The 16,807-nt window shown below is 65.4% G+C and carries 21 protein-coding genes and 1 pseudogene; 16 read left to right on the top strand and 6 right to left on the bottom strand.

Features of this window, described 5'->3' with window-relative positions; genetic code table 11:
- Positions 1–649 precede the first annotated feature (649 nt).
- A complete protein-coding gene (locus tag CF165_RS50960) occupies positions 650–847 on the top strand; it encodes a hypothetical protein (protein ID WP_143268926.1) in 198 nt (65 codons plus the stop codon).
- A gap of 261 nt (positions 848–1,108) precedes the next feature.
- On the opposite strand, the gene CF165_RS52370 is transcribed toward CF165_RS50960, so the two are convergent.
- From CF165_RS52370 to CF165_RS50965, 4 genes are all read right to left on the bottom strand, one after another.
- Positions 1,109–1,318, bottom strand: a complete 210-nt coding sequence (locus tag CF165_RS52370) for a hypothetical protein (protein ID WP_205661241.1) — start codon at positions 1,316–1,318, stop codon at positions 1,109–1,111.
- Positions 1,319–1,769: 451 nt separating this feature from the next.
- The gene (locus CF165_RS49110; protein WP_205661242.1) at positions 1,770–1,994 is read right to left on the bottom strand and encodes a hypothetical protein; all 225 of its coding nucleotides are present in this window, start codon (positions 1,992–1,994) and stop codon (positions 1,770–1,772) included.
- A 182-nt stretch (positions 1,995–2,176) separates the two neighbouring features.
- Positions 2,177–2,494 carry an effector-associated constant component EACC1 gene (locus tag CF165_RS54215; protein ID WP_500676275.1) on the bottom strand — a complete coding sequence of 106 codons (318 nt, stop codon included), beginning with the start codon at positions 2,492–2,494 and terminating at the stop codon, positions 2,177–2,179.
- A gap of 9 nt (positions 2,495–2,503) precedes the next feature.
- The gene (locus tag CF165_RS50965) at positions 2,504–2,746 is read right to left on the bottom strand and encodes a hypothetical protein (RefSeq protein ID WP_143268927.1); all 243 of its coding nucleotides are present in this window, start codon (positions 2,744–2,746) and stop codon (positions 2,504–2,506) included.
- Between the two features lie 148 nt (positions 2,747–2,894).
- Here CF165_RS50965 and CF165_RS49115 point away from each other — a divergent pair, with 148 nt between their 5' ends.
- The 9 genes from CF165_RS49115 to CF165_RS49155 all read left to right on the top strand — a co-directional run bounded on the left by CF165_RS49115 (position 2,895) and on the right by CF165_RS49155 (position 8,976).
- Positions 2,895–3,119 (top strand): hypothetical protein, encoded by a 225-nt coding sequence (locus CF165_RS49115; RefSeq protein ID WP_093954475.1) that lies wholly within the window; start codon positions 2,895–2,897, stop codon positions 3,117–3,119.
- A 20-nt stretch (positions 3,120–3,139) separates the two neighbouring features.
- On the top strand, positions 3,140–3,667 hold the full coding sequence (locus CF165_RS49120) for a DUF6879 family protein (RefSeq protein ID WP_338023750.1): 528 nt from the start codon (positions 3,140–3,142) through the stop codon (positions 3,665–3,667).
- The gene (locus CF165_RS49125; RefSeq protein ID WP_093954477.1) at positions 3,642–4,511 is read left to right on the top strand and encodes a helix-turn-helix domain-containing protein; all 870 of its coding nucleotides are present in this window, start codon (positions 3,642–3,644) and stop codon (positions 4,509–4,511) included. Before CF165_RS49120 ends, CF165_RS49125 begins: the two co-directional genes overlap by 26 nt.
- Positions 4,512–4,635: 124 nt before the next feature.
- Entirely contained in the window at positions 4,636–5,787 is a 1,152-nt protein-coding gene (locus CF165_RS49130; RefSeq protein ID WP_093954478.1) for a radical SAM family protein, read from the top strand.
- Positions 5,784–6,362 carry a 3'-5' exonuclease gene (locus tag CF165_RS49135; protein ID WP_093954479.1) on the top strand — a complete coding sequence of 193 codons (579 nt, stop codon included), beginning with the start codon at positions 5,784–5,786 and terminating at the stop codon, positions 6,360–6,362. The genes CF165_RS49130 and CF165_RS49135 overlap by 4 nt, the downstream gene beginning before the upstream one ends.
- Positions 6,340–6,987, top strand: coding sequence for a dTMP kinase (gene tmk, locus CF165_RS49140; protein ID WP_093954480.1), 648 nt, complete (start codon positions 6,340–6,342; stop codon positions 6,985–6,987). The genes CF165_RS49135 and tmk overlap by 23 nt, the downstream gene beginning before the upstream one ends.
- Complete coding sequence (locus CF165_RS49145) at positions 6,987–7,343, top strand: hypothetical protein (RefSeq protein WP_093954481.1); 357 nt, start codon at positions 6,987–6,989, stop codon at positions 7,341–7,343. Before tmk ends, CF165_RS49145 begins: the two co-directional genes overlap by 1 nt.
- Positions 7,343–7,963 carry an ATP-binding protein gene (locus CF165_RS49150; RefSeq protein ID WP_143268929.1) on the top strand — a complete coding sequence of 207 codons (621 nt, stop codon included), beginning with the start codon at positions 7,343–7,345 and terminating at the stop codon, positions 7,961–7,963. The genes CF165_RS49145 and CF165_RS49150 overlap by 1 nt, the downstream gene beginning before the upstream one ends.
- A 68-nt stretch (positions 7,964–8,031) precedes the next feature.
- Positions 8,032–8,976, top strand: a complete 945-nt coding sequence (locus tag CF165_RS49155) for an aldo/keto reductase (RefSeq protein WP_093954483.1) — start codon at positions 8,032–8,034, stop codon at positions 8,974–8,976.
- 53 nt (positions 8,977–9,029) lie between these two features.
- On the opposite strand, the gene CF165_RS49160 is transcribed toward CF165_RS49155, so the two are convergent.
- Together CF165_RS49160 and CF165_RS49165 are read right to left on the bottom strand one after the other, a co-directional pair.
- A complete protein-coding gene (locus CF165_RS49160) occupies positions 9,030–9,971 on the bottom strand; it encodes an inositol monophosphatase family protein (protein ID WP_093954484.1) in 942 nt (313 codons plus the stop codon).
- A gap of 4 nt (positions 9,972–9,975) precedes the next feature.
- Positions 9,976–11,109, bottom strand: a complete 1,134-nt coding sequence (locus CF165_RS49165) for a hypothetical protein (protein WP_143268931.1) — start codon at positions 11,107–11,109, stop codon at positions 9,976–9,978.
- A gap of 429 nt (positions 11,110–11,538) precedes the next feature.
- On the opposite strand from CF165_RS49165, the gene CF165_RS49170 reads away from it, so the two are divergent.
- The 6 genes and pseudogenes from CF165_RS49170 (at position 11,539) to CF165_RS49190 (ending at position 16,600) form a co-directional block, all read left to right on the top strand.
- On the top strand, positions 11,539–12,276 hold the full coding sequence (locus CF165_RS49170) for a PP2C family serine/threonine-protein phosphatase (RefSeq protein WP_093954486.1): 738 nt from the start codon (positions 11,539–11,541) through the stop codon (positions 12,274–12,276).
- 1,130 nt (positions 12,277–13,406) lie between these two features.
- Positions 13,407–13,742 (top strand): annotated as a pseudogene (locus tag CF165_RS54005) (GPP34 family phosphoprotein); the annotation flags it as partial.
- Positions 13,743–13,782: 40 nt separating this feature from the next.
- Positions 13,783–13,905 (top strand): hypothetical protein, encoded by a 123-nt coding sequence (locus CF165_RS53615; RefSeq protein ID WP_276209783.1) that lies wholly within the window; start codon positions 13,783–13,785, stop codon positions 13,903–13,905.
- 64 nt (positions 13,906–13,969) lie between these two features.
- Entirely contained in the window at positions 13,970–15,517 is a 1,548-nt protein-coding gene (locus CF165_RS49180) for an APC family permease (RefSeq protein WP_143268932.1), read from the top strand.
- Complete coding sequence (locus CF165_RS49185) at positions 15,517–16,176, top strand: GNAT family N-acetyltransferase (protein ID WP_093954489.1); 660 nt, start codon at positions 15,517–15,519, stop codon at positions 16,174–16,176. Before CF165_RS49180 ends, CF165_RS49185 begins: the two co-directional genes overlap by 1 nt.
- 238 nt (positions 16,177–16,414) lie before the next feature.
- Complete coding sequence (locus CF165_RS49190; protein WP_093954490.1) at positions 16,415–16,600, top strand: hypothetical protein; 186 nt, start codon at positions 16,415–16,417, stop codon at positions 16,598–16,600.
- Positions 16,601–16,807 lie beyond the last annotated feature (207 nt).

The following is a 16,807-nucleotide window of genomic DNA, read 5'->3' on the forward strand; positions in this document are numbered from 1 at the left end:
TCGACGAGCGGACGTTGTCACGGTTCGGCGGACTCGACACACGGCGGCATGCCGACGAGAGTGCCCCGCATCCTGCTGGAAGGGGGGCTGCGCGGTTCGCCGCCCTTCGCCGTGGACGGGGGGCCCGCTAGTGGGCCGGACAACGTTCGCGAGGGCCGTCCGCGAACGAGCCCGACCCCGCGAAACGCAGGTGAAAGTCGTCGTCCGGGTCGTCGTTGCGATCGGCTGCGGCCTGGGCCCGTGTCCCTCCTAACCACGGCGTCCGCTGGAGCCCCTCAACCGGCACGGTCAGCTGCCTCGGGAGTCGCGTGACGGCGCTGCTTCCTCGGGCGGTGATGTCAGATCTTCGTCCTTCGGCGAGTTCGTCGCATCGTCACTGTGCCACTCGACGGTGATCTTGACATGTGCTTCGGCGGAACACTTCGCGATCACCACGCCGCGCCGGCGCTGACCTTCAGCCCGATCTCGGCTGCCACCTTGTCGGGCCGGTGAGCAGAGATCGACGCCATCTTTCTTGCCAGCTGCGCAATCGTCGGAGGTCGCCGAATGAGCCCAACGCACCGTGAGCTACAACGCCGCCCGTACGGTGCAGCGCGTTGATGCGGGAACCCCGGCACCTCCCGTCGAGGCTTGTGGCACAATGACTATCGTGGGCGGCAGACCGATTCGAGGCAACGCAGTTGCCCGACCGATCCTGCCTGCGATCATGGCGGCGCTGGTCGCCCTCGCTGCGGCGGCTGCAGGCTTCCATGAGCTGCCCAACCTCTTCCAGCTTGGCAGCACACTCGTGGCCGCCCTCTTCGCCGCCCTGGTCACACGCGGCTTCAAAAAAAATCCAGCAGTCTGAAATTAATCGGGTTTTGCCCCTGATCAGGCATTTCCGCGCTGTCGTGCCGGGTCGATGACGTCATCGACCCGGCCAGTGGTCTGCTGATCATGGCCTGGGCCTGGGTATAAGCGACAACCGCGCGTATCGATTGCGTGGCGACTACCGCCATATGCCGTTGCTCCAGGTCTGCGGGGCGGCTGATGCGCAGCTTGGCGTGGAAATCTCGGTGGGTAGGCAATCCTGTGTGGCTGAAATGATGACGAAGCGTAGGACCGGGTCCTAGGTACGAAAAGGTGTCACTCCTCGGTACTTGCGGACGGCAAGCACAGGCCGCTCCCCGGCGACGACGTCGGTCACCAACGGGTCCCGCACCAGCAACCCCGCCCGGACCAGGCGCTCCACAAACGTCTCCGCGTTCTCGTAGGTGGGGATCTCCCACTCGCTGCCCTGCAGCACGAAGGAGCGCGGCGTCGTGTACGGGCTCGACACGCTGCCGTCCACAGCCCGCCCACGGGCAGGTTCCGCAGGAAGGCACCGTGCCGGAAGATCACGCCGAAGGTGCTGCCCAGCCCGCCACCCAACGGGACCACGGTGGGCCGGGTCTCGGGACCGCGGACCGACACGGTGGTGACGCCGTCCGACGCCCACACCAGCAGCTCCCAGTTCGAGTTCACGACTGACACCATGCGCTCCGGCGCGAAACTGCCATGCCCACCATTCGGCGCCACCCGATATACGCCCTCGACGTAGGGCGAGTCCGACAATCGGTACTCCAGCCCTGAAATGTCCACAAACCGGTCGAGTGCCACGTCCGGCATCGTAGCGCGGAGCGACTAGCAGGCCGTTTACGGCCGATCAGATCCCATGCAGGCCCCGTGCCCCGACGCCCGAACAACAAGGCCTCGGTCCGCCCGCCTTTACTGTCCAATGGTTCAACAGATCAGCGCTTTAATGACTTCACCCGATCGACCGCCGCCTTGGCTACGACATGGTCAAGTTCTTCCAGTAGCCGACGAATCTTCTCCTTGTGCCCCTCGGAAGTGTTAGGGTCCTGCAGCTGGGCTTCGAGTGTGCGCCGTGACTTCTTTACGGCACTTCGCTCCTTATACCAGTCGACCCATTGCTTCAGTTCATAGATAGCGGCGCCGGAAACCACCGAGACCACGGGCGCAATGTACAACAGAACCTGGCCCCACACGGTGTGAACGCCGACCTGCTGCGCAATGGCGATAAGGCTCGTGCCACCTCCGACCCCGCCGACACCGGCGCTGACCCCACCTCTGCCCTGCGGAAAACCGCCCCCCTCACCACGCCCACCGGAAGCGCCTGCGCCTCGCGCGCTCGTTGTCATTCTGCGCTACTTCCGTGATTCTCGCTGTGTTCCGCAAGAAAGGCTTCGATGATCTTTTCGGCTTCCGCTGCGTTGGCCGAGTTCAGCCTGAGGTGACGATCACCGGTCTTGATCTTTATCGTGATGGACCGTGATCTTCTCACGAGCAGCCAGGACGTCAGCAATCTTCCGAGCGTGGAAAGTAGGATGATGCCAGAGAGCAACAGTGCAGCTATTGGCGATGGTGGACTCACCGGACGATCGTACACTCTGCCCATTGCGAAATGTCCGGACCGGGGGGTTCTGAACGGAAAGACGGCGAGGCTTCGCCACATTGATCGATATTACGCTTTCGCGAATCCCCGTTCCGCGGCCGCATAGAGGTTGATCAAGCGGACCTGAAAGTCGCAACACGGGCCCTCGCTTGCGGCGGCGCTGATACGGAAAGCCGCGTTGAGCTGTCCGATCACGCTGAATTCCGCGACGTCATGGCGTGATCCGGGGTGCAGCTCGGTCGTCGCGCCTCCGGCGGGCCCGCCCTCGACGCTGAGCGTGATCTTTCGGCAGTGTGCGCTGGTGACGCCCATTCGGGCGGCGTTGGGCTGGTGGAGGTGACGAAGACGGTGTCGGCGTGCTCGATGGTGTCCCAACTCCTGGGCCGTCTGTGTTGACGGACGCACAACCCTGCGTCACGATGGGTGAGCAATTTTCTCGAACTTCGAGCAAGGAGACCCTGTGCGCGCTGAATTCCTTGGCAAAGACCCCGAGTCCACCGAGGGTGCATCCCCCACGCTGTTCGCCACCGACCGGACCGACCGGGTAACCTACATCGCCCAGGGCTGGAAGGTGACCGACCCCCAGGTGCTCGCCGACGTCGGTCCGGTGCCGGACCACGAGACCCTGATCGAGATCCCCGAAGAGGTCCTGAAGTTCTACGCTCGCCGCTACGCGCAGAAGTAGGGAGCGGACAACTGACCTTCATAGAGCCAGGCCCGGAGTTCGCCAAGCTCTTCGAGACCTTCGAGCACACGGCCTACCGGCTGGAGACGCGCGATCAGTACAACATCCCGCGTGAGGCCGAGCCGCTCCGTAAGTTCCTCGCCGGAGAGCCGGACGTCTCGTACCACGAGAACTGGTCGAACATGGTCCGCCAAGCCACGGCCGAAGGACGCCGGTTCTCGCGCGTGCGGGTGGTGAGCTTCCCGCTCACCGACTACACCCGCTTCGCCATGTGGGTCGCGGGCTACACCCGCGAAGCGGGTGACGACATCCGCTACATCACCCGTGAGCAGGCAGCCGGCCTGCCGGATTACGACTACTGGCTGTTCGACTCCCGCAAATTGCTCAAGATGCGCTTCACCGACGAAGATCAGTTCCTCGGCGGGGAGGTCATCGAGGATCCGGCCGAGATCGTTCAGCACAACTACTGGCGTGATGCGGCTCAGCACCACGCCATCGAGCGAGATGAGTTTGTCGCCAAGTATGAGCAACGGGACGACCGGCGTTGACGAAGCGCGCAACGCGCTGGGCAAACGACTCCGCGAGCTCCGGATAGCCGCCAAGCTATCCGGCAAAGAGCTCGCGGAGTCGTTGTCATGGGTGGGCTCAAAGGTCTCGAAGATCGAGAACGGCAAGCAGACGCCAACCGATGACGACATCAGGGACTGGACGAGAGCCACCGAGTCGGAAGACCAGACGGCCAGTCTGCTCGCCGCACTCCATAACCTTGAGCTTCAGCACGCCGAGTGGCAGCGAGTGCTCAAGGCGGGCATGAAGTCCCACCAGCTCACGCTGTCGCAGCTGGACGAGCGGACGAAGTTCTACCGCGGCTTCGAGAACACGGTCATTCCTGGTCTCATTCAGACGCCTGAGTATGCCCGTGCCCGCTTCGCTCAGGTCGTCATGGTCCACAGGGTGCCTAACGACATCAACGAATCCGTAAAGGCGCGGATGCAGCGGCAGGAGATGCTGTACCGGCCTGATAAGCGCTTCCACTTCGTGATCACGGAGGCTGCGCTTCGCTACCGGCTGGTCGGGCGCGACATCATGATCGGTCAGCTTGACCGCCTGATGGCGATGACCTCCATGCGCAACGTCAGGCTTGGGATTATCGGCTTCAAGACTCAGTACGTCACCGATCCCCGGCACGGCTTCTGGGTCTACGACGACGACCTTGTGCAGTTCGAGTCGTATTCAGCCGAGATCAACCTCCGCCAGCCCCAGGAGATCGAGTTGTACACCGGCATCTTCGAGCACCTGGCCGCCGTTGCCAGCTACGGCAACGAGGCTCGGGCGATCATCAGCCGCGTCATGCACGAACTGGCCGGCGAGACCGAAGACGCTGGCTCCTAATTTCCGCAGGTGAGGACCCCCAAAGTTTTTCGAGAACAACCGAGCAAATTTCTGGCGGTGCTGTATCGGCCTGCTTACTCTCCAGAAGCGTCTACCCCCGCTGACCTCGGAGAAGAGCCGCCTGATGATCCCTGTGCCCCTGCTGACTAAGGACCAGATCGACCGCTTGCCCGAGCGCGCGCGGGAGGTGGTCGAGTACCGCAAGAGCGGCTTGAGCCTCAACCACATCCAGGGCTGTCCGCTGGGGTGCGCCTACTGCATCCGCCACACCTACGGCCTGTGGGACGAGAACCAGCCACGGGCGCTCATGACGGACGCGGCGGCCGTCGACGAGCTGGTCAACCACCCGTACTTCCAGCCGCACGTCACGCCGATCCAGCTGTTCAACCGGGCGACCGAACCGTTCTTGCCGAAGGTGCGGCCGCACACCTTCGCCGTGCTTGAAGACCTGGACGCGCACGAGCTGACCAACCACGTCCTCGTGATCAGCCGGCACGAGATGAAGCCCGACGACATCGACCGGCTCAACCAGCTACGGCACCTGAAGGTGACGCTGCTGTTCACGCACTCCGGGATCGATGACCCGAAGATCGAGCCGTACCCGTCGCAGGTCGCGGCCGAGTCCTTGAAGCTGATGAGTGCGCCGGAGCTGCGGAAATACCGGACGGCGCTGTACTGGCGCCCGCTCGTCCCCGGCCTCAACGACACCGATGAACACCTGGCCGCAGCCCACGAGCTGAGTAAGCATGCTGACGCCACGGTGTTCACCGGCCTGTTCTACCGCGACCAGATCGCCGCCTACTACAAGGCCAACGGCATCCCTGAGCCCTACGAGGACACGGCCCGGCGCAAGATCGTGCCCGAGACCCTGGAGCGGCGCGTCCTCGACGCCTTCTCCGACTCGTCAGCCTTGTTCCGCAAGACGTCCTGCGCGGTCAGTTACGCCCACGGGCTGCCGGACTACAACGGTCACTACGGCATCCGGGAGCTGTGCGGCATCTGCCCTCTGAGCCAGCTCGAGGTGTGCGCTGGAGCCCACCGTGTTCCGACTCGGGAAGACGTACACCAAGTGGCCCGCGTGTTGCCGGAGGCCGACCGCCTCCAGGTCGTAGACATCACCGAGCGAGCCGCCGTCGTGGCGGGCTTGGCCGTGGAGCAGCCGCGCTACTTCTTGCAGCACGCGCTTGGCTTCCAGGTCCACGACGCACGCCACCCGCACCACGCGAACCGACATGGCCGCGCGGACATCGGATGGAAGGACACCCCCAGCTCATGACGGACTGGACAAGCCTCAGCTACGTCGTTGTCGATGTCGAAGGCAACGGCCACCAGCCGCCCGACTTGGTGGAGCTGGCCGCGGTGCCCATCGTCGCCGGCATCGTCGGGGAGCCGAAAAGCTGGCTGGTGAAGCCCGATCAGCCGATCAGTCACTTCGCCCGCCGGATCCACGGCATCACCAACGAGCAGGTCGCCGACGCTCCGGTGTTCGACTACATCGAAGCCGACGTGCTCAAGGCGCTCGACGCCTCCGCCCTGATCGCACACAACGCCCACATCGACGTCGGGGTACTCCAACGCAAGCTCGGCGACTGGGAGTGCCCCGAGGTCTTCGACACCCTCAAGCTTGCCCGGCGCCTGCTGCCTGGCCGCTCGACATACAAGCTCGGCTCACTGGTCGAAGAGTTCGACCTCGCTCACGGCCTTGACGGCGAAGACCAACCGCACCGCGCCACCTACGACGCCATCGTGACAGCCCGGCTGTTCGTCTACCTCGCAGGCCGGCGGGCGCTCGAAGAACTGCGTCACCAGCCACCAGGAGGGAGTACCGATGACACCCCGGCCCTCTTCTGAGCGCCAGCACGGCCTGTTCGTCAGCGTCGACGGACCGGGCGGTGCGGGGAAGACGACGATCGTCCGCCACCTGGCGCAGATGCTGGTGGCCGACGGCAAACACGTCCATGTCACCGCAGAGCCGTCCACCAGCGGCATCGGGCAGCTGGCCGCCGATCTCACCCCGACCGTCACCGGTCATGCGCTGGCCTGCCTCTACGCGGCCGACCGCTACCACCACGTCGAGACCGAGATCAAGCCGCACCTGAAGTCCGGTCAGATCGTCATCTCGGACCGCTATCTGGCCTCCGGTCTGGTCGTCCAGCGCTTCGACGGCGTCGATCCCGTGTTCCTCTGGCAACTCAACGAGGAAGTCGAACGCCCCGACCTCACCGTCATCCTCGAAGCCGACCCCCACGTAATCGCTGAGCGATTGATCGAGCGCGGGCCGCACAACCGCTTCCAGCTCACCCCCGACAGCAGCCACGCCGAGGTCAGCTACTACCGCGACGCCACCAACACCCTGGTCGATGCCGGTTTCGAGGTACTGCGGGTGCACTGCAGCCGTCGCCCACCAGAGCAGTCCGCCACCGTCATCCGCGATCGGTTGACTGCGCTCCTCGCACCGTGCGAGGTACCTGCCTGATGAACGAGTCGATCAACAACGAGGAAGCCCCTCGCCGATACCCGGAGCTTCGGCAGCTCGCTTCCGTTCGAGATGCCGGCTGGGTCTTCCGTCCTATCCAGAATGCGGATGGCCCACTTACCGGGATCGCAGGCAGCTTCAGCCGCCAGCAATACACCGACGCCATCTTTATCTTCGACCACACCAACGTCAGCGACGCCCGCATCCTCGATGACGCCGACGGCGGCAGGTGCGTGTGGTCGAAAGAAGGCGCCGACCTGCAAGAAGGCGTCTCCGATCTGCTTGGCTTGCCCAAACCAGGCGAGCCGGGAGCGCCAAACCTCGTCAAACGTTCACGCCTGCTGTGGACGCCGTGATGGCCGCCATCATGCAGGTCAACGGCGAACCGGCCGCACACGTCGACGTACCCGTACCCCGGACAGGTGAACAACCTCGGTCTCTGGCCGCGATCGACCTGGTAGCGCTCCCCACAGCCGTCGCCGTGGCCCGCATGTTCGTCGCAGACACCCTACGTCGTTGGGAGGCGATGGTCATCGAGCCCGACATGGAGGCTGTCGCCGCCGAGCTGGTCACCCTGTCCGTCAAAGCCACGGGTCCGGCTGAAGAAACGAGCTGGCAGGACATCCAGAGGATCGGAGCGATCAAGGTGTGCCTGATGGGCTGGAGCAGGCACATTGTTGTCAAGGTCGCCGACCAGCACGACCAAGAGCTTGTGCTTTCCGACGACGTCGCGTTGCCGGGAGATAGCGGCATCGGCCTGGTCGACGCGCGGGCAGGGCGGTGGGGCTCCCGCTTAACGCAAACGGGCAGAGTCATGTGGGCAGAGCTGGCAGTCTACGAACGCACGCCCGTCGGCCTACCACGACGGCGGCGAACGCCGTCACCATCACCACGAAACCGGATTAGCGGCCAGCAGCATGACGAAGCTTATTCCGACCTCCTTCATCGGGTCCGCGACGGTTTAAAACGGTCGTAGCTTTCCCACGCATAGCCCCGACTCGCTCGCTATCCGATTCTGCCTGCCCACTCGTTAGGAACATTGCCATGAATGATGGCGTGCTCAATACGCCCAGCCCCGTCCTCCCCGTCGGCGCGAGTCGAGCCCACCGTTTGGGGTTCGGCTCCATGCAGCTCACCGGCCCTGGTCACTGGGCCGCACCGGACAACCCGGAACAAGCCATGCAGGTACTCCGCGATGCAGTCGACGCGGGGGTGACGCACATCGACACCGCCGACGCCTACGGCCCGTTCACCGCAGAGAACTACATCCGCAAGGCGTTGCATCCCTACCGCGACGGCCTGGTCATCGCCACCAAAGGCGGTCTCACTCGCCAAGGTCCCGACCGGTGGGCACCGTGTGGGCGACCGGAGTACCTACGCCAGTGCGTCGAGATGAGTCTTCGGCGACTCCAGGTCGAACGGATCGACCTGTACTACCTCCACAGAATCGACCCGGCAATTCCCCTCGAAGACCAGCTCGCCGTGCTCGTGGAAATGCAGAACGAAGGGAAGATCCACCACATCGGCCTGTCGAAGGTTACCGTCTCACAGATTTGCAGGGCGAGAGAACTCGTCATCGTCGCCGCAGTGCAGAACAAGTACAGCGTAGGGAACCGGGTACACGAGGACGTTCTTCAGTACTGCACACAGCACGAGATTCCCTTCATCCCATATGCCCCACTGGCGGCTGGTCAGCTGCTCCACACCGATGGTCGGCTGGCACGCCTGTCGGAGTCCCGCGGCATCACACCGGCGCAGCTCGCGCTCGCTTGGCTGCTGAACGCATCACCGGCGATGATGCCCATCCCCGGAACAAGCCGCACCGTGCACCTCGCCGAAAACCTCAGCGCGGCACAGATCGACCTGGACACCGATGAGCTGGATGAAATCGCGCGGGCGACGGCTCGGCGCCACGTCGCGCACCCTCGCCGTCGCGATCGCGCGGCCGCACCGACTGCACGATCTGATGGACCATCCGCCAGCACCTGATCACCAACACCGCAGTACAGCCTGCTACCAGACGATGCCGTTGGCGCAGGCGCCTAGCGCAGGCACTCAACAATCTCTGCGGCGAGGCTGGCGGTCCCGGCTGCAACGAATCTCTGTCGGCGGTCCATGGCCTTAGCGATCTCATCAATCGAGCCGAAGTGGTAGTCGAGCGATACAGGCATCCCGTCAAGGTCGAGCACGGCGCCGCCGGACGCGTGGAGGATGTAATGCCCAGGGGCGAGGTCCCAAACGGCGAAACCCTTAGCGAATTCGACGGTAGCTTCCGTCATGCCCGCCGCAACATGGCAGAGGCTGACGGAGCCGAAGTCCACACCAATCCGTCCCCTGCGCTTGCCGTCGTTGCTGGGTGTGTCGAGCACTTCGAGAAACCTCGACTTCCGTGCGAGCGGGAGGAACCGTTCGCCCGGGCGCATCAGAAAGTTGGTGACCAGCGACTCGGGGAGTCGCCTGCTTGTGTCCTGTCGCAGTTCGTATGCCTGAGAGTCGGCTGTGATGACGAAGGCATGGTCGATGCCGTGCTCGTCACGCGCGCCGACGTAGAGTTGGAGGTGATGGAAGATATCGCCGACCACCGCGATGACCGGTCGAGCAGCGGCGCGGGAGTAGACCATGACATGCGTGTAGCCGAGTAGTCCACGGACGGCGAGTTCACTGGTGTCCAAGGGGTCGACCAGGACACAGAGGTCCGGGTCGGAATCATCGCCGACGATCTCTGGTTCCGCCTCTTCGGAGGCGTAGACGAATGCGCCGAGAATCGGGGCGAGAAGCTCGCGGTAGCGACGATGCATCCACAGGTCGTGCTCCGACAGGAAGTTGTCTTCGTGTCGCGGATTCTCACTTTCGCCGCGACGGCCGGTTAGTGCCGCCTCGACTAGTCTGGGACGCAACTCCAGCATCACGCCGCGCACCATCTCGGCGATCCTGCCGGCGAGATCGGGGATGCCGCTGACCTTCTCCACCACTGTCTTTCCCATCTGCTCAGCGAAGCTCCAAAGGCGGCTCGATACCCGGTGGGCTCATCGTCGCGGCGATAAACACCGCGTCAAACCTGGCTGCCTGCATGATTGTTGCGCCGGTGAGATCATCGAAGCTCTGGACCTTCAACGAATTACCCTTGGTCATGGCACCAAACACTGCGAAGTACAACTCTGCTCCCGGGTATCGCTCGCGCAGTTCCCTCGCCACGAGCCCGACAACATCAGCATGCTTGACCTCGAAGTCGCAGATCACGATCACCGGAGCCTCCACCGATTCAGGGTAATAGGATTCGGCCGCAAAGGTGATCTCGTTCCGCACGCGGTTGCACCTGAGGTACCCGATGGAGCAGCGATTGAACTGGGCGGACGCCAGGAAGGTCGCCATGACCAAGCCAGCCTCGTTGATTCCGATGCAGATGTCCGCGTCGAGCCGTCGCCCAAGGCTCTTGATCTGCCGCATCAGCCGCTCGACACCGAACCCGAAGGTGTTCCAGGTCAGGTCGAGCAGCTGGCCTGGATTGGGGTTGGGCAGTGAGAATACGCAGATGGCCGGATTTCCATGATCGATCGTCGGCACGACCAGGTTGAAGTCTTGCCCGACAACATTATCGGTCGCATGGGGGCCGCCGACCACGTTGTTGCGAACCTGAAGTGGGCCGCTGGCGGCGACGGCGGGCGCGTGTCCGCCTGCGGCCTTCAGTGCCAACTGATCTTCCGGAGCCAGCTTCTCGTACGCCTCCTGAACAAGGTCACCCGCGAAAATGAACTCGCTAGCCGTGCCGTGCGGTCCGAGTCCGTACGCTTTTGCCAGGATCAGCAAACTCGCAAATGATGGCGGAGAGCCAACTCCAGAAGCTCCGCGCGTTCGCGCCCAACTCTCCCACGCGTTGATCGTGGTTCCACCAAGCGTCGTCTGATTGCCGGCCACCTCGTTGTAGCGGATGGCTGCTTGATCTTGTGATAGCCCAGCAGAGTAGCGGAACGCTTGGATGCTGGGGAGATCCCGATGACGGTTCATCAGCTCGCGGGCTGCGGCTTTGACAGATCCGCAGGAGACGAACAGCTCCCTGCCCTGCTTCGCAAGTTCGCGTCCACGCGCTTGAGGAGATCCACCCTGGTTTCTAACCACGTTCACGCAACCCCTGTCGCTTCGTTTGCGGCTCGCCACTGACGAACCGCCGACGTCCACACTACTGCTGCCCATTGCGATGGGCAACCTGCGCTTGCAACCACGAAACACCAGGTCAACGCCACACAGGGATCCGGGGGAAACCGGACCGCCTCACAGGTGCGCAAAAGCTCCGGCCAATGCGATCGTTTATCCAGATTGATCAACGATCGGCGAGCACGTAAGGGCCTGGGCCTGCTATCAACGACTGAACGTAGGTAGCAGGCAACCAGCGGAAGTGCCCACGCGGGAAGAGAGATGAACAGTGGAACGCGCATCCTACCTACTGCGCCTGAGCTCTGGCCGGCACCAACCTGACGGTCAATTTCGGATCTCCTGTTGACAACTCTACAGGTCTCGCATGAATTCCCGCCAGTCAAAACCAAGGAATGACGCATGAGCACACCACCAGCCAAGGCCATCGCAGGCTTAGCCTCCCGCCGAGGCCGCCGCCCTCTGCTCTGCGACGCCGCCTCACAGTTCCTCTTCCACAACAGCGGAGTGCTCGCTGTCTCCGTCGTCGATGGCATCGGCAACAATGAGGAGGTTGCCACCATTGCGTCGCTGTGCGCGCAGGCCTCGGTTCGTCTCGGCGCGCGCAAGGGTGTCCTGCCCGGCGTCATGACCGCCGCAGGCTTGCTCGAAGACAGCAGCGACGAGATGCCCACCCCCGACGCCGTGATGGCTCTCGCAGTATGCCGGCCCGCTCAGCCTACTGCCATCGGTTACCTCGGCGACGTCGCCGCGTACGGATGGAGCGGTCAGAACCTCAACTTGCTCACCACCGCCCACACCAAGGGGGAACGGCTCCGAACCGCCGGTGCCGAAGAGAAATTCGCCACGAAACGCGACCATATCGTCATCACATCCCTCGCGCGCGCCACCCCGACCACTGTCGCGCTCGCCGAGACTCTCGATGAGATCGTTCTGCTGGTGTCCGACGGTGTCCACCGCACACTCAGTTCCCAGCAAATCATCACAATCCTCCGCAAGCACGGACGAGACCCATCCGCCTGTGCCAACGCCCTCGTCGACGCTGCGGCCGCAACTGGCACCCGCGACGACGCGACCGCCGCCGTGATCATCCACGACGGATCGATCCACCGCGACGGCATGACCCAGCTTGGCCGTTGACCATCCTCACGGCCAACAACCAAGCCAGACGGCGAGCGAAGTTCCCCGACTACGCATCGTCGTGCACATCCACGACACCCGATGGGAGGAATCTATGAAGAACACGTTCACCAGCAACTCGATGGCCGTCGTAGGCGGCGACGAAGAGGAGGGCGACACCGAGGTCATCGAGCACCCGCAGAGGTGCTAGGAACGGACTTGATCTGCCCGGTTGGGCCGTACGTCGCTGTTGCGGTCCAACCAGGCGGATCGTCGCCCACGTAGCGGGCATGCACTCGGCTTGAACAGCAGTAGCCGCCCCAAAACTCTGATCGACTCAATCTCGCCGCGGCGGGTCGTCCAATCCGCGACGATCACGGTGATCACGGTTAATTCTGCTGCACCAGCTGCTCGACGGCGGCTCCGCCGCCGAACGTGGCTGGTACTCCTGCCCTGGCGGCCACGTGTCTCCGTCCCGACGACGGGCTCCCCGCGATCCCGAGATCACCTGTGTCATCACGATCGATGAGTGCATCGCCCAGCATCTGCCTGCCGCGGCTAAGGACCACACACCGCCGCTTGAACAATCCACACCAGAGGCCATCGTGAATCCGCCCCAGCACCAACCACGGCCAGACGAACGCCGCGCAAATCCAGCCGGACCCGCCGCCGACGCGACTTCCGCGTGCGCCCCGCTCGACTGGCGGCTGGGCCAACCGCGGCGCTCAGCAGCCGCAGGACAAGCAGCCACCCCGGCACTGGCGCGTGAGCCACAGTTCCCCCGGACCGCCGCCGTCGCCCGCGCCGAAGCCGTCGCCGACACCGTGCCGCTATCCAAACTCCCGCTAGCGCGACAGCCGAGCACAATTTCCAACCAGCATGCCCGACACTCGCAGGGGCCCGTCCGGCCTCAGCCCTACCTGGCGGCCACCCGCTGCCTGCCCGTAACCGCCACGCCTGCTTCCCCGGAACCCCCGTCAATGAAGCGGTCCCCCGGTTCGATCTTCCAGCATCAGGATGCGCCGCGGATATACACGCCGTATCGGGGCTCGCAGCGGCTGGCGGATCTGGCACTGGCAGCGCCCTACTGCCAGGACCTGTACCGCCCGTTGGTGCGTGACCGGGTCCGGGTTGCCTATGTCCTGGGGTGCATGTTGCTGGCTGAACTGCACCTCCACGGTTGGATCCGTCTCAGCCACGGCCGGATCTATCCCGCCGACACTGCGTCTACCGACGACAGCGCGCTGACGGAGATCCTCGAGCACCTGCGCGCCGTGCCATACGCCGAACCGGCGGTGAAGTGGCTCGACTTTCTCGCGCTCGGCGAGCTCTCGACCACGCTGGTCTGGCGGCGCTTAGTGCAGGACGGAGCCGCTCAGGTGGAGGGGAAACGGCGCCGGGCCCGGTATGTCCTGGCCGACGTCCGGGCCAGCCTGTGGGCCCGCCGGTTCCTGGAAGCGCACGGCACCGTCGACGAAGTATCCGATGCGGCCGTGGTCCTGTGGCGCGGCTTGCGGGAACTCCGCCTTGACGCCCGCGCGCTCGAACTCGATCGCGTCTCGGCTGGACGACGCGGAGTTCCCGGCCGAGCTGGAACCGCTGTTCGACGGTCTTGCCTTTGTCCTCGCCCGCGTGGCCACCCCGCTGTAGCTGCTGCCCACGTCCCGTTCCGCCCCACCTGGTTCCCCACCCGTCGCCTCGAGGAGTTCGATCCATGTCTGATCTGCGCCGCCGCGCTCCCAAAACCGCGAGAGGTCTCGATGCCGCGCTCGCGGCCGGTCGGCTGTCGACCGGTTCGATCGCTGGCCATGCGGTCGCCGCCGCGACCCCGACCACCGTGGTCGCCGGGGTCGTGGTGGTCGGGATCGCGAACACCGGCTCGAACTTCCCGCTCCTGTTCGCCGGGCTCGCAGTTGTCTACGGGCTGTTCTGTGTCGGCTACCTGGCGACGTCCCGGATGGTCCCGGTCGACACCGCCAGCGGCGCGTTCTACCATTTGGCCCGCCGTGGGCTGGGGCGGACGGTGGGTGTCGGCGCCGGCTGGGTGGCCGTGGCCGCCTACACCGCGCTCACCGTCGGGCTCTTCGGGCTGATCGGCGCCATTCTCGGACCGCCGCTGGCGAGCCTGCTCGGCGTCGTCAGCGTGCCCTGGCAGGCCGTCGCCGTCCCCGCCGTCCTGCTGGTCGGAGGGCTCGGCCTCCTCAAGATCGAAGTCGGCACCAAGTTCCTCCTGGTCCTGGTCAGCTGCGAAGTCCTCATGATCACCGTGGTGACCGTCGCGAACTGGCTCCACCCGGCCCCCGGTACCAACGCGCTGGACGCCCTGGATCCGCACCAGCTGGCCGCCGGCGCGCCGACGATCGCCGCGCAGCTCGCCCTCGCGGTCCTGGGCTATGTCGGGACAGAGCTGACCGTGGTGCACACCCGCGACGCCCGCGACGGTCACCGCGGGGTGTCGCGCGCGACCGTCGCGACCATCGCGGTCCTCACCGTCCTCTACGTCGCCGCTCCGGCCGGGCTGAGCGTGACACTCGGAGCCGACGGCGTCGTCACCGCCGCCCAGGCCGATCCGAGCGGGCTGTTCGTCGCCACGGCGCGGTCGCACCTGGGCGACCTCGCCGCCACCGTCGTGCAGATCTTGTTCGGGGGCAGCCTGGTTGCCGGAGCGATCAGCTTCCACGGCGCGACGTCGCTGTACTCGGTGTACCTCGGCCGCGATCACGCCGCGCCGACGTTGCTCGGCCGGGTCAGCCAACGGCATGGCAGTGCCATCGTGGCCTCGCTGAGCCAGACCGTCCTCGCGATCGCCGCGATCATCATGGTGTCCGTCCTCGGCGCCGACCCGGTCACGGTCCTGTTTTTTGTCGGGGGCACCGCCGGAGCCGTCGGCATCCTGACCCTGCTCGCGCTGACCGCGCTGGCCACCGCCGTCATCCTGCTGCGCCGACGCCCAGAGACGTCCGAGATCACCGACGTAGGTGTCACTGCCGCCGGATTGGACTACCGCGACGGGTCGGCCGGCCACCTCAGCCCAGCGCGGCGCCGCTGGGCCGCGGCCGCGGCGATCCCCGCGACGATCGTGCTCGCCGCCATCTTGATCGTCGTGATGCTGCACCTCGACACGCTGCTCGGCGTCAGCCCAGACTCGCCGCTACCGCTCGCCGTGCAGCTGACCTACCTGGCCGTGGCTGTCGCCGGGGTCGGCTGGGCCCTGTGGCACCGGCAACGCCCGGCCCGCACGCCGGCCGGAACGGAGCTGTGATGGCCATGGCCAGCTTTGTGGAGCGCCTTGAGCCGATTGACGCCGACGCCGCGGCCGCCGTCAAGGCGGGCGCGTTCGTCGACCTGGCCATCGCCCGGTGGCTTGTCCCCCACGACGCCGCCGAGCGGGAACGGTGCCTGCGCGAACAGTTCACCTGGCAGATCCGGACGGTACTCGTCAGCGGCGGGCAGCTGTACGGCATCCGGGAGACCGGTCGCCTGGTCGCCACCGCACTATGGACTGTACACCCAGGCGGTGAGCCGGCCGACCCGCCGGGCTACGACGCCGCGCTGCGCTCGATCACCGGCCCGTACTACCCACGATTCCGCGCACTGGACGAGATCTTCGCGGCCACGACCCCCATCGTCGCGCACCACCACCTCGACCTGCTGGCCGCCGCCGACCGGGGCCGCGGACTGGGAAGCTGCCTGCTGAGTTCCTACCTCTCCTGGGCCGACCGCCGACGACCGGTACGCCCGATGGCGGCCTTGCAGGCGAGCAGTCCGCGCGCGGCCCAGCTCTACCTCCGGCACGGCTTCGAGGCCGACGATCCCGTCGAGATCCCCGGCAGCGATGGCCTCCACGTGTTCCCGATGTACCGCCATCCCCCGGCCGCCCTCCCCGCAGCCCCGGCCGGGCCCCGCCTCGTCGAACTGTGAGGACTGTCCACTGTGCCCACCCGTCATCACTTCGCGACACGTGCTCAGCGGCGCCCCCGCCGACCCCGCAGCGGAGAACGACGCCGCCTGCATCGCCCCTGCCGACCGCAGCACCCCGACACCGAGGCCGATACCGCCTACATCACCTCCAGCCGAACCGCCGGCCGGTTACCGGCCCGCTGCCCGCCTCGAACAGCGCGCAGCCTGACCCGCCCGATCACCACCGACGAGGACCGAGATGACCGCTGGCCGACACACCGTCCCCCGCTCCGCGTTCACCGCGCGCCGCAGACCGGCTCCCACGACGCGCTGGCACATCCTGCGGCTGCTGGCACTCGGGGCCGCCTTCCTCACGATCGCCACCGGCAGCGTCACTCTCCTGCTGTTGCTGGCCATCAACCTGTTCAACAAGATCACCGTTTGAGGCACCCGTGAGCACCATCAACAACCACCACCACCAACTCCCCGGGCGCGTCCCCGGTCTGGCGCTCGCCACCGAGGAAGCAATCGGCAGGGCCGTAGCGGCCGCGGCCGCACGCCCAGCGACGACATCCCTCGGCTGCCAGTCGGTGTCGGCACCGTCGACGACGGCACCGTGCTGGGTCCGCTTCTGCGGGGCCTGCAGGCTCTT

This window comes from Amycolatopsis vastitatis, from assembly GCF_002234595.1.
Lineage (GTDB): Bacteria > Actinomycetota > Actinomycetes > Mycobacteriales > Pseudonocardiaceae > Amycolatopsis > Amycolatopsis vastitatis.